We start from the raw sequence: 12,755 nt of genomic DNA, 5'->3' as shown, positions 1-12,755 counted from the left end.
ATAAGTTTACAAACTTTCTAAAAAGTCTTCATCAAAGTCATCTGGCTCTTCTTTGATTGGCGGGTTACCGTCGTAAAGTTCGTATAATTGGCGTTGAAAATAAATATCTTTAATAAATAAGTAAGGGTCTAGTGAATCGTTCAATAAACCTTCTTGCGCAATTAGTGATGCACGGGCCTCAACAGCCTTTAAAGCAAACACTATAATTGTTTGTGGTGTAGTTAACGCTATTTCAGGTAAAACAAAGTTATCAACCACATCGCCGGTTAAGTTACGCGCTGTAGAAGGCCCCATAGCAGGTAGCATCAAGTAAGCACCATCACCTGCTCCCCATACACCTAATGTTTGCCCAAAATCCTCATCTACATGCTCAAGCCCTAATGAGCTGGCCACATCAAATAACCCAAAAACACCTACGGTCGAGTTAACTAAAAAGCGCGCTAAGCTAACACTGGCATTACCTGGTTTACCCTGTAAGCCGGCGTTGATCATATCTACCGGTGCACTAATATTATTAGTAAAATGCACTAAGCTTTGACGCACTGGTACAGGAGTCACCGTGATATACCCTACGGCGGCAGGTCTTAATATGTATGTGTCTAAAACATCCATATTAAAATCGTATATTGGGCGGTTAATATTTTGTAGTGGATCGCGTTCGTCCTTTTGGCTATCAGGTACTTGTGCACACCCGGCCAGCACTAACAAAAATATATAAATTAAACCATGTTTTAACATCGCGTATCCTTAAGGTATTAATGTGTCTATTTGTAGTTGCAACTGACGGGTACTTTCACGTTTTAACGTTGCTGAATGCCCTTCTAACTCACCGCTACTTGGCATTACTGAGTCATCATTAGAGATACGTGCAGTAATAACTATATCTTCTGCGCTTGACAAGTTTAACCCTGCAACCATAGAGTTAGCATCACTTAGTTCAACTGTAATAGGAAATTGATACTCATTAAGCTTAACAACCGCAATTGGCATAGGAGAGCCATTTAACGCTTTTGCAAAAACAAATAAAATTCCGTTTTCAGGTTGTTTATTTTTAAGCTCTGCACTTACATTTACTGTCACTTTAATTGCCGCACTATTTGTAACGTCAACATTTTGTGCTTGTTGCTGGGTTGCTTGCTGTTGCTCAATCTCACTAATACGCTGCGCTATCATATTATAGCGGGTATCTGCTTTATCCATACTGGCAAGTAATACTTCAAACGCTGCTTTTGCTTGTACCCAATCTTTACGTTCGTAAGCAATAAGTGCTAATAAAGAAATAGCGTCTAAATTTTGCGGCTCTTTTTGCAGTACTTTTGAAAGCATACCTGCAGCACGTGTCATGCTTGCCTCACTGCCCTCAAGCAACAGCACTTGGCTGTAACTAATAAGCACCTGCATATTAGCCGGATTCATTTGCAGCGCTTTATCAAACGACTGCTGCGCCATATCAAATTCGTTCAGTGACATAGCAACACGGCCCAGTAACATCCAGGCAATTTCGTCATCACCCGTTTGGCTAAGCTTAGTGCGCAGTGCCAATGCAAATGCTTGCAGCTCGTTTTCACTTAGCGGCTCGCCTTTTTGCATAACAGCTCGCTCACCGTATTCTGCCAAGTTATCCATAGCATCGTGCCAAGCCGATATTTGCTGCTGATTACCTGTCATAGAGTAAAAAATACCGGTTAGCGCAATAACAAACGCACCGCCTGTTAAGGCAAAAATACGATTATTACCACGGCTATTAAGTGATTTTTCTGGAGAGAGCTCATTGAGTAAGCGACGTTTGAGCTCGATCACTGACTCACTGTGATTTTGTGCATCAATTCGCTGGTTTTCTAAGTCGTTTTGTAGCTCAACTAAACGCTGTTCATAAATACTAATAAGTTCTGCATTGGCATTATGCGTAATGGTTTTAACACGCTCTTTTTTTAAAAAAGGCAACATCACAAACAACAGTGCAATAAGTGTGAGTAAAGCAAAAGACGCCCACATTAAAATCATTTAACTTTGCTCCTGACGTTTATTTTTAGCAATTAATTTAACTAACATTGCTTCGTCGTTGTTGCTCCAGCTTTGCTTTACCGATGCTTTGCGTTGGCGAATAACAATAAAACCAAAACCAAAAATTACAATCAATACCGGTAAAACCCACAGCACTAAAGTTGCAGGTGTTACTGGTGGATCGTAATGTACAAAGTAGCCATAACGATCGATCATATAATCTATTACTTCGTCTTTCGTTTTACCTTCTTTTACTAAAGCCAATACTCGCTCGCGTAAATCTTTTGCTACTACGGCATCAGAGTCGGCAATATTTTGATTTTGACATTTAGGGCAACGTAACTCTTTGGTTAGCTCTTCAAAGCGAACTGCTTGCTCGTTACTGTCAAATTGGTAACGGTCTTGCTGAGCAAGCGCCCCCATACTGACAAAAAGGCTAAGGGTTAATAACAACCACTTCATTATTTGAGCTCCTGCATAATTGGTGCAAACTTAGCACGCCATACTCGCGGATTTATATCACCTGTATGGTGCAACAAAATGGTGCCGCTTTTATCAACTAAAAAAGTCTCTGGCGCACCCGACACACCTAAATCTAGCGACAGTGTGCGATGTAAATCTAAAATATTAAACTGATATGGGTCGCCAGCACGCGTTAGCATATTGGTTACGTCGCTACGCAGTGCTTGCATATCAAATGGCCCGTCAAAATCGGCATCGTAACCTTGCACATAGTACAAGCCAATAATTTTAACACCTTGCTCGCGCAATTTAGTTAAATAGCCTAGCTCTGCTAAACATGTAGGGCACCAGGTACCCCATACATTCAATAAATAAACGTCACCTTTTAACTGCTCATTGCTCCACTGCTTATTATCTTGCATTAGATCTGGCAGGTTAAATTCTGGCATAGATTGCCCTAATCGCCCTGTTTGTATCTCCCTTGGGTTAGCGAATAATCCTTGGAATAAAAACACACAAATAAAAGCAAAAATCAGTAACGGTGCTATAGCTAAAAGCTTACGGTTCATGCTTCGCTCTCCGCTGTTTCTTTTGTTGATTGAGGTGATGAGGTGCGATAGCGTTTATCAAATAAAATGACGAACCCTGCTAGCGAAATTAATATACCGCCAATCCACATCCAACGCACAAATGGCTTATGATAAATTCGTAATGACCACGCGCCTTCGCTTAATTGCTCACCTAACGCTAGATATAAATCGCGTGTGAAGCCTGCATCAATTGCAGCTTCTGTCATAAACTGCATACCAATATCGTAACGGCGTTTTTCGGCATGTAACTGAGTAACTAGCTTGTCATTTTTTAATACCGATACAACCCCCGCATGGCCACTGTAATTAGCCCCGCGAACATTTTTCACCCCTTCAAAGCGGTATTGATACTGATTAAGCTGCGCCGTATCACCTGGTTTCATTGATACGTCGCGCTCAACCGAGTATGCCGAAGTAAGGGTTACGCCAGCAATTACAAAGGCAATACCTATATGGCCAAGTACCATAGCCCAATAACCTAAACCTAAGCGCTTAAAGCCTTCTTTAAAAGTGCTATGAACGGTAACTTTACTGTACAAATCAATACCTGTTGTAATTACAATCCATACAGCTAACGTGGTTGCTAATAAGGTAAGCGGTGCAATCACATCATAGCTAGAAAATAACCAAGCAAAGGTAATAATAATGCTGACTAATACACCCATTAGTATTTTATTTTGTAAAAACGCCCATTTATTTTGCTTCCAGCGTAAAAACGGCCCAATACCCATTAAAATAGCAAATGGCACTAACAGTATTGCAAACATTTTATTAAAAAATGGTTCGCCAATTGAAATGCTGCCTAAGCCCATTTCTTTGTGCACCATAGGCAACAAAGTACCTAGTAATACAATTAAAGTTGCAACCACTAAAAATATGTTATTTAGCCACAGTGCTACTTCGCGCGATACTAATTTGTAACGCCCTTCGCTTCGCACTTGCGATACGCGCATACCATAAAGTGCTAATGCACCGCCAACAACAATCGCTAAAAAGGCCAATATAAATAAGCCTCTATCTGGGTCAGTCGCAAAAGCATGTACAGATACAATAATACCTGAGCGCACAATAAAGGTGCCCAATAAGCTAAGTGAAAATGCTGCAATTGCTAACAGTACGGTCCATGATTTAAATACACCACGTTTTTCTGTCACACTCAATGAATGTAATAGCGCCGTTGCTACTAACCAAGGCATTAAAGATGCATTTTCTACTGGATCCCAAAACCACCAGCCGCCCCAGCCAAGTTCTGAATACGCCCACCAACTTCCTATGGTAATACCTAAGGTTAAAAAGCCCCACGCGGTCATAGTCCAAGGGCGAGACCATTTGGCCCAAGTATTATCTAGCTTGCCAGTTAAAAGTGCCGCAATTGCAAAAGCAAACGCTACAGATAGCCCTACATAACCCATATAAAGTAACGGCGGGTGTATGATCATACCCGGATCTTGTAGTAGCGGATTTAAGTCGCGTCCCTCTACCGGAAAATAAGGTAATAAACGCTCAAATGGGCTTGAAAGCAATAAGGTGTACATCATAAAGCCAACACCTAAAAAGCCAAGCACACCAAGTACACGAGCACGCAATACCCAAGGTAGTGCTTTAGAGCGCAGTGCAACAACAGCTGTCCAACCTGCTTGCATCAATAACCATAATAAAATAGCGCCTTCGTGCCCACCCCAAGTTGAGGTTATTTGATAATACCAAGGCAAAGAGCTACTTGAATGATACGCCACATATGCAACCGTAAAGTCATTTGTAAGACTGGCATAAATAAGGGCGGCAAACGAAATAAATACAAATACAAATTGCCCTACCGCTAAAGAAGGAGCAGCACGCATTAAGCGTAAATTACCGGTATGTGCCCCCCACAGCGGAAAAACACACAATAAAACGCTTAGCACCATGGCAAGCGTTAAAGAAAAATAACCAAGTTCTGGGATCATTATTAATTACCACTATCTAGGTTGTATTTAGGTTTCTCGTGTTTAATTCCCTTTAACGCTTCTGCCACTTCAGCAGGCATGTATTCTTCATCATGCTTAGCAAGTACTTCAAATGCTTCTATTACCGTGGGCTCAACAAGTACACCTTGTGCAACTATGCCTTGGCCTTCGCGAAATAGGTCTGGCAAAATCCCTTGATAACGTACCGTTACGGTTGGGCCTGTATCAATTAAAGTAAAGCTTACTTTTAAACTTTGCTCATTACGCTCTACCGAACCGGGTACAACCATGCCACCAATGCGGAGCTTTTGGCCTATTTGTGGTTTTTCTTTATTGGGGCCTTTGCCGTCAACAAGCTCACTTGGGGTATAAAATAAATTAATGTTTTCTTGTAATGCATACAGCACCAAGCCTATTGAGGCACCAATGCCAAACAGCACAGCAACGATAACTAAAAGGCGCTTTTTACGTCTTGGGTTCATTATATTTGCTCCTGCTTAGCATTTTTAATACGAACTTCTCGTGCTATTTGTTGCTCTACCGATGCCATAATATGTTTAGTCTCTCTAAGTGAACTAAATAAAATACCTAATAAAATAAGCGCGCAAGTACCAAAAGAAAGCCATACATAAAATCCATAGCCTCCCATTGCAATAAAATCAGAAAATGAGTCAAACTGCATAACTACCTCTTAGTTAACAACTGGCGCACCCATGGGCGATGCTTTTCACGTTGTAATATTTCATTTTTAAGACGAATTAAAGTAACAGTGCCAACAAAAGCTGCAAACGCCAAAATGTTTACCATTAATGGCCAAAACATACTGGGATCAATTGCTTTGGTATCTAGCTTAGTTATTGACGCTCCTTGGTGTAGGGTGTTCCACCACTCAACAGAGTAATGAATAATAGGTAAATTAATAACCCCTACAATAGCCAATATAGAAGCGGCACGACCCGCTGCCTTTTTATCTTCAAAGGCATGATACAAAGACAACACACCCAAATATAAAAATAATAAAATAAGCTCTGAGGTTAAGCGCGCATCCCACACCCACCAAGCGCCCCACATAGGTTTGCCCCATGCTGCACCGGTTATAAGTGCAATCGCAGTAATGCATGCTCCTACTGGCGCAATTGCAATAACTGCAAGTTCAGCGTTTCGTAACTGCCAAACCAGTGCAATAATGGCCGCAATCGCCATTGATGAATAAGCGCCCATAGATAAAATAGCCGAAGGCACATGAATAAAAATGATACGGTAGCTGTCTTTTTGTTGGTAATCGGCAGGTGCAAAACCAAGCCCCCATACCCAACCAACTAACATACTAATAACCGTAACTACGGCAAAATAAGGCAATAACGTATTGCATAATTTATATGCACGCTCTGCTTTAGCATAGGGATGTAACCACTTCCACATATTAACTTACACTCACTTTTAATGCTGACGATATGGCGATTGGCGCACTAATAATAGCAATAACTAACATAGCGCCAAGAATGGCAAGCTGCCCACTATAATCCAGCGACATAGTACTGGTATCGATAGCCGACGTTGCAAAAATTAAAACTGGGATATACAAAGGCAACACCAATAAACTCATTAAAATACCGCCTTTTTGTAATCCTACAGTAAGCCCGGCCCCAATTGCACCAATAAAGCTCAACAAAGGCGTACCTAACAATAGCGTTAGTAACGTAGCCATTAATGCTGTGTTATCTAAATTCAATAGTAGTGCAAACAGTGGGGTCATTAATACTAAAGGAAGCCCAGTGATCACCCAATGTGCGGCTACTTTAGCCAACACAGTTAACGATAGCGGATACGACGATGCAATAAGTTGTTCAAGTGAGCCATCGTTATAATCATCTCTAAACAGCTTGTCTAACCCCAACATAGTAGAGAGTAAAGCAGCCACCCAAATTATACCCGGCGCCATTCTTGCCAGTAGACCGGGCTCTGGCCCAATTGCTAACGGAAATAATGAAATAACAATTAAAAAAAACAAAATAGGATTGATAATTTCAGCGCGCTGACGAAAGGCAAGTTTAACGTCTTTACTAAACACGGCTTTAAAAAGTAACCAATAGGAGTGTTGTCGGGTCATTAGTGACGATACTCCAAAGTGAGCGTTTGTAGGTTGCTAAAATGGGCCGTTAAATCTTGATGCGTGGTTAGCAATATGGCTCCGCCACTGTTTAAATGCTCAACAAAACGTTGTTGTAAAAAGGCAACGCCACTTTTATCCAGTGCTGTAAATGGCTCATCTAAAATCCATAACTTAGCTTCGCTTAACCATAATCGAGCTAACGCAACACGGCGTTGCTGCCCAGCAGAGAGCGTTCTAACCGGTACATCTTCAAGGCCTACTAAGCCAAGCTTACTTAGTAAAGGGTATAAGTCACCTTCATTAGTGTAGCCATTAATTGCCAACCAATGCTTAACGTTTTCAAGCGCGCTGAGCTGCACATTAACCCCGGTTTTATGGCCTATAAATAATAGATCTCTGGCGTACTCTTCATAGTACTTTTTAATCGACTGATTAAGGTACAAAATATCGCCTTCATCAGGCATAGAAAAGCCCGCTATAATACGTAATAAAGACGTTTTACCAGCACCATTAGCACCTGCTAATTGCATGATTTGGCCGCTATTAAGGCTAAAATTAAGATCCGCAAACAAACAACGCTCTTGCTTGATGCAGGTGACGGACTTAATGTATAACAAGATGACGATTCTCTCTGCCAAAAATTAGGCGTTAGTCTATCATAATGATAGGGTAATACGAATATTGCTTTAAAATCGATTCACTAAAAATAAAGAAAACTTGATTTAAAATAATGAATACACCTACGCAAATTACATTATCTAACTCATTGGTTAATAACCTAACCTCTAATGCGCCTAAGCATAACTTAACCTCGCTTCCTGACGAGATGCTTGCGGCAAAAAACATTCAGTTTTCTAAAGAATCTATCACCCTTGATGTATTAATAAATAAACACTGGCAAACTCTCAGGCTTGGCATTACAACCGCACCAAAAAACTTAGACAAAATAGCCAGTGCAAACATACAGCTCAGTAATGAAGGCAAATCACTTGCAATTACCCCCAACAATACAAGGCTTACACTTAATCAACCGGTGCAATTACAGCAATTTTTAAATTATATAAATACCGGAAGCGAGGTGCAAAATAACCCTATGCCGGCGCAGGTCGTATTAACGCCTACACCCAAGCTGGTAATTGAAAAGCTAAATGCCAGCATTGCAATTAATAAAGAGGTAGCGCAACTACTGGCTGCCGAGCAGCCATTAAAAATAATAATTAGCACCAATAATAAAGGCGCACAGCTAGACGTTATTAATCGCTTTTCTGAATCCGTGCATACACAACCCATAACCCAAGCAAAACTAGCAAGTTTGCTTGCGCAAAATTTGCCAAACGCACAGCTACAAGTAACCCCTAAATTTGCAATTTTAACGCATTCACAACAAGCCGGTTCATTTAAACTTAATATAAACAATAATCAACTTAACCAGCTTGCGCATACCGTAACAAACGTAAACTTGAGCAGCCAAGCTAATAAACTATTAATTCAAACTAATATAAATAGTACCAACGTCATACTTAAAAACTCGTTCACAAAACCGTTTAATCAACTAATTTCGGCGCAGCAAAGCCGCGTATCAACAAGCAATTTAAACAACCCTACTAGTCCATTAATAGCGACTAATAACAGCCCTATTGATTCTTGGTTAAAAAGTAGTTTTGGTGAACTAAAAACGCGTATAAGTGATGCAGTAAAATACTTCGAAAACAAACCTTTTGCCGCTGTAAATCAAACGACAACAGCCATAAACAAACTAAATATCACCGAGCAGTTAAAACAGCAACCTAACCAATTGCCACCTTTAGTGCAGTTAACCCAACTAATTAAATCAAGTGTTAGCCTATGGCAGTTGCCAACAAGCATGCTCTCTACAACAACGAGTGATGGTAAACTAAGTACGCAAAATCAATTACACCCTTTAGAAGCTAAATTACTTGCTCCGCTGCTAAACCGAGCCAGTGCAGCTAGCGCAATAAACACACTCAATAACACGCCGCTTTTAAGCAGTAAAATAACAGATATTACACAGCAGTTATCGCAGCAACCAGCAGACTTAACGCGCCTCGTTAATCAGGCATTTAATCGTATGGTTTCTAGCAATAATTTACATCCAACAGCCATACAGCGCGAAATTCTCGCCACATTACAACCAGCACAACTGACAAACGACACGCTGCAAAGCAGTTTTAGTAAGGGATTAGAGCAACTTGCAGTGAGTATTTTAGCCGCGCCTATTATTAGCCAAACAACTACGCCAATTAGCATTAATAATCAAACTGGCTTAGATGCACTACTGCAGGTGTTATTACCCACATTTAAAACCGGCAACTCTGGTGCTAAACTACTTGAGCAGCTGCAACAAAGCCAAGTGCAAGCGCTTGCGGGAGAGTTAACACAGGTTAAAAACACCCTTGGCCAAGTAAATGTTACCCCAGCTAATCAGCTAGCCGATTCAAACCCCTTGGTAAACTTTTTATTACCAATGAAATTACCGCCAGAAGCGGCGCAAACAGAAATAACATTAGGCCAATATAAAAAGCCCAGTGGCGATAAATTAGCAGGAAAAAATGTCTGGTTTGTTAGATTAAACTTTGATTATGCACAACTTGGTCAGTTACAAATTACTGCCGAATTAATGGATAAAGCACTTGATTGCCAGTTATTTGCATCAAGCCAAGAAGTGACCGCTATGGCTCATCCGCATCTTGATAATTTAAGATCAAAATTAGCCAAGCATGGTTTGCAAGTAGGTGTTCTTAATTTAAAGCAAGGCGATGCAAGCCACCAAGCCTTTTATAAATCGCATGCCATTATTAATATTAAGGTATAAAAATGAATGACTCAGCCAACAATAAATCTGCGATTGGGCTTTTATATGCAGCTGGAAACTCACCTATGGTAAGTACTAAAGGCTTTGGCAAATTAGCTGATGAAATAATAGCGGCGGCTGAAAAAAAAGGCATTATGATCCATCAAGATGAAGCATTGGCCAAAACGTTATCACACCTAGAGCTTGGGGAGGAAATACCCAAAGAGTTGTATTACGTAATTGCTGAGTTAATTGCGTTTTCGTATGTATTAAGAGGGCAATTTCCGCCAGGCTGGCAAGATTTTCAAGGTAAGTTAAATATTAAGGCGTAGCTTTAACAACAGTAAAAAACAAAAAAGACGCTAAGCGCCTTTTTGTTTATGCAGTGAAAACAACAGTTCAGCTTCTGCTCTAGGTAATTCGCATTCACGAATCACTTCATCTAAATCAGCCCCAAGTTCGACCATTTTCACAGCACGAGAATAAATTTTTGCATCTGGATCGTCATACTTTTGCGCCGCTTGTTGCTGAGTTAGCTCTTCATTTTGCTGCTCAACTTCAAGTACTCGCTTACCAATACTTAATAACCCAGTGCGCAATTCTTGCACCTCACTGCGTAAAATATTAATTTGCTCAGCCGAGTCTTTAAATTGCTGCAGCTGAGAGGCAAGCTCACTTGCATAGCTGCTTTTAAATAGAATAATCATCGCCAACGCTATAAGGGCAACAGCTAACGCTATAATTGCTAAACTGAGTAATAACATAATTTTTAGTGGTAAAGCTTATAAATCGCTCAACTCATCCCATTCGTCGTCACTAAGTAGTTTATTTAAATCAACTAAAATAAGTAACTCGTTTTCGCGATTACACACACCCTGAATAAACTTAGCGCTTTCTTCTGTGCCTACATTTGGCGCACTGTCTATTTCTGAGCTACGCAAATAAACTACTTCAGATACGCTGTCGGCTAAAATACCAATAACTTGCTCTTCAGCTTCAATAATTAAAATTCGCGAATTATCTGTTGCATCCGTACCGGCTAAACCAAAACGGGCACGCGTATCAATAACCGTAACCACATTGCCACGTAAGTTAATAATACCAATCACGTACGAAGGTGCACCAGGTACAGGGGCTATTTCAGTGTAGCGTAATATTTCTTGCACTTGCATTACGTTAACACCGTAAGTTTCGTCTTCTAACTTAAACGTTACCCACTGTAGTATTTCATCATTATTATCTGCATTTTTATTTGCTGACAGTAACTTATCTTGATTCATGCTGTTTCCCCGTAATGGTCATTACTACTGACGGCTGTCTAGGCCTTTCTCTAATAATGCATTTAAATTATTTACATCTATTAAAGCGCACATTTTTTCTTTAATAACACCGGCAAGCCATGGGCGCTTACTTTGGTTTGTACGCCATTTTACATCTTCTTTACTCAATGTAATGTTATTTATTAGCTTTTCTGCCAATAATCCCCACTGACTGTCGCCTAGTGTAATTAAATACTTATAGTTAAGTGACGCCTCTAACTTTTCGTCATACTTCTCTGGCATAACCCAACGTGCGGTATCAACCACATTAAGCTTTTCATCTCTATTGAGCATAACGCCTTTAAACCACTTTGGTTTACCAAATAATTGATTTACTTCACCCAGTTCATGTATGCCACCTAACGCTTTAAGCGGCACAGCTAGCGTTAATCCTGCTACTTCAAAAAATAAGGCTTGAAACTGCCCGTCAAAATAATCAGCTTGGCTTTGTGCGGCTAATATTTGCTCGGCCGACACAGCTTGCTCAGCAGAGGTTACTAGCGCTTTAATTTCTTGCGCTATCGGTTTTTTAATAACGTCTGGCACAGCTTGCTCAAGTGCTGGGGTACTTTCTGTGCTCTGCTCTTCTAAATCTGGGTGTTCAGTTTTCCTATCCGTTACTTGCTCAAGTAATTTTGCAACGGGTTCAAGATTATCTACAGGCTCGTCTTCACACAATAACGCGCCTAGATATTGAGTCATTACTTTTTCATTAGCAAATAATTGCTTACTCATTGATTAACCTTGTTCTATTAAATAATCGAGCAATGCTTTGTAGGCATATACCCCGCGAGACCGTGGGCAAAATTCACTTGGAACTTGTTGCGCTAAACTGGCGTCTCTAAATTTGGTATCTACCGGAACAACGCCCGGCCACACTTTATCGGTGTAAGTATTTTGCAGTGTTTTATATGCCTCTAACGAGGCTTTAGTGCGCTTATCGTACATGGTGGCAATTATAGTATATTCATAGCTTTTAGCTTGAGATGTTTGCATTAACTGCATAGTACGCATCATTCTGTCGAGCCCCTTTAACGCTAAAAACTCAGTTTGAACTGGCACTAAAATACGTTCACTCGCAGCAAGCGCATTAACCATTAATACGCCAAGTACTGGGGGGCAATCGAGGATTGCATAGTCGTAATATTCGCTTATTTTTGCAAGCGCTTTTTTTAATATTAATCCCATACCGGTTTTATTGCCCATACTTCTATCTAGGGTAGCAATAGCCATAGTGGCGGGTAATATATCTAAATTCTCAATACTAGATGGGCATAATGCTTGGAGTATTTCTTCGCTTTGCATGCTAGTTCCGCGTACAAAAATATCGTATACGCTAACCTCTAAATCCTCTGAATCAATGCCAAAGTAATAGGTTAATGAGGCATGAGGATCGGTATCAATCAATAACACGCGCTTACCTTGCGATGCTAAAATACCAGCAAGGCTAACCGCGGTTGTGGTTTTCCCTACTCCACCTTTTTGATTTGCTACAGTCCAAATCTTCAC

General features: G+C 40.5%; 16 protein-coding genes. 2 read left to right on the top strand and 14 right to left on the bottom strand.

All coding sequences use genetic code 11. From position 1 onward, the window contains the following. Positions 1-6: 6 nt before the first annotated feature. The 10 genes from PTRA_RS04210 to ccmA are packed head-to-tail and all read right to left on the bottom strand — an operon-like array spanning position 7 to position 7,732. Positions 7-738: an MlaA family lipoprotein gene (locus tag PTRA_RS04210; protein WP_058372810.1), complete on the bottom strand. Its 732-nt coding sequence runs from the start codon at positions 736-738 to the stop codon at positions 7-9. A 9-nt stretch (positions 739-747) separates the two neighbouring features. Continuing rightward, positions 748-2,004: a c-type cytochrome biogenesis protein CcmI gene (ccmI, locus tag PTRA_RS04205; RefSeq protein WP_058372809.1), complete on the bottom strand. Its 1,257-nt coding sequence runs from the start codon at positions 2,002-2,004 to the stop codon at positions 748-750. After that, entirely contained in the window at positions 2,005-2,466 is a 462-nt protein-coding gene (locus PTRA_RS04200) for a cytochrome c-type biogenesis protein (protein WP_058372808.1), read from the bottom strand. After that, positions 2,466-3,035 (bottom strand): redoxin family protein, encoded by a 570-nt coding sequence (locus tag PTRA_RS04195; protein WP_058372807.1) that lies wholly within the window; start codon positions 3,033-3,035, stop codon positions 2,466-2,468. The genes PTRA_RS04200 and PTRA_RS04195 overlap by 1 nt, the downstream gene beginning before the upstream one ends. Continuing rightward, on the bottom strand, positions 3,032-5,002 hold the full coding sequence (locus PTRA_RS04190) for a heme lyase CcmF/NrfE family subunit (RefSeq protein WP_058372806.1): 1,971 nt from the start codon (positions 5,000-5,002) through the stop codon (positions 3,032-3,034). Before PTRA_RS04190 ends, PTRA_RS04195 begins: the two co-directional genes overlap by 4 nt. Before the next feature lie 2 nt (positions 5,003-5,004). Next, the gene (ccmE, locus tag PTRA_RS04185) at positions 5,005-5,484 is read right to left on the bottom strand and encodes a cytochrome c maturation protein CcmE (RefSeq protein ID WP_058372805.1); all 480 of its coding nucleotides are present in this window, start codon (positions 5,482-5,484) and stop codon (positions 5,005-5,007) included. Beyond that, positions 5,484-5,684: a heme exporter protein CcmD gene (ccmD, locus tag PTRA_RS04180; RefSeq protein ID WP_011327518.1), complete on the bottom strand. Its 201-nt coding sequence runs from the start codon at positions 5,682-5,684 to the stop codon at positions 5,484-5,486. The genes ccmE and ccmD overlap by 1 nt, the downstream gene beginning before the upstream one ends. Positions 5,685-5,686: 2 nt before the next feature. Further along, positions 5,687-6,424, bottom strand: a complete 738-nt coding sequence (locus PTRA_RS04175; protein WP_011327517.1) for a heme ABC transporter permease — start codon at positions 6,422-6,424, stop codon at positions 5,687-5,689. A 1-nt stretch (position 6,425) separates the two neighbouring features. After that, positions 6,426-7,112, bottom strand: coding sequence for a heme exporter protein CcmB (gene ccmB, locus PTRA_RS04170; RefSeq protein WP_011327516.1), 687 nt, complete (start codon positions 7,110-7,112; stop codon positions 6,426-6,428). Continuing rightward, positions 7,112-7,732, bottom strand: coding sequence for a cytochrome c biogenesis heme-transporting ATPase CcmA (gene ccmA, locus PTRA_RS04165; RefSeq protein ID WP_099046585.1), 621 nt, complete (start codon positions 7,730-7,732; stop codon positions 7,112-7,114). The genes ccmB and ccmA overlap by 1 nt, the downstream gene beginning before the upstream one ends. A gap of 113 nt (positions 7,733-7,845) precedes the next feature. On the opposite strand from ccmA, the gene fliK reads away from it, so the two are divergent. Then, complete coding sequence (gene fliK / locus PTRA_RS04160; RefSeq protein ID WP_058372803.1) at positions 7,846-9,948, top strand: flagellar hook-length control protein FliK; 2,103 nt, start codon at positions 7,846-7,848, stop codon at positions 9,946-9,948. Positions 9,949-9,950: 2 nt separating this feature from the next. Further along, positions 9,951-10,259 carry an EscU/YscU/HrcU family type III secretion system export apparatus switch protein gene (locus PTRA_RS04155; RefSeq protein WP_058372802.1) on the top strand — a complete coding sequence of 103 codons (309 nt, stop codon included), beginning with the start codon at positions 9,951-9,953 and terminating at the stop codon, positions 10,257-10,259. A gap of 30 nt (positions 10,260-10,289) precedes the next feature. Here the strand turns inward: PTRA_RS04155 and PTRA_RS04150 are convergent, their stop codons facing one another. From PTRA_RS04150 to PTRA_RS04135, 4 genes are read right to left on the bottom strand one after another with little or no spacing between them, the layout of a single operon-like run. Then, the gene (locus tag PTRA_RS04150; protein ID WP_058372801.1) at positions 10,290-10,691 is read right to left on the bottom strand and encodes a DUF2802 domain-containing protein; all 402 of its coding nucleotides are present in this window, start codon (positions 10,689-10,691) and stop codon (positions 10,290-10,292) included. 18 nt (positions 10,692-10,709) lie between these two features. Then, on the bottom strand, positions 10,710-11,207 hold the full coding sequence (locus PTRA_RS04145; protein ID WP_011327511.1) for a chemotaxis protein CheW: 498 nt from the start codon (positions 11,205-11,207) through the stop codon (positions 10,710-10,712). Positions 11,208-11,231: 24 nt separating this feature from the next. Then, positions 11,232-11,981, bottom strand: a complete 750-nt coding sequence (locus PTRA_RS04140) for a chemotaxis protein CheW (protein ID WP_058372800.1) — start codon at positions 11,979-11,981, stop codon at positions 11,232-11,234. A gap of 3 nt (positions 11,982-11,984) precedes the next feature. Then, on the bottom strand, positions 11,985-12,755 hold the full coding sequence (locus PTRA_RS04135; protein WP_011327509.1) for a ParA family protein: 771 nt from the start codon (positions 12,753-12,755) through the stop codon (positions 11,985-11,987).

The organism is Pseudoalteromonas translucida KMM 520 (genome assembly GCF_001465295.1).
GTDB classification, from domain to species: Bacteria; Pseudomonadota; Gammaproteobacteria; order Enterobacterales; family Alteromonadaceae; genus Pseudoalteromonas; species Pseudoalteromonas translucida.
This window is presented reverse-complemented; position numbering and strand designations above follow the sequence as displayed.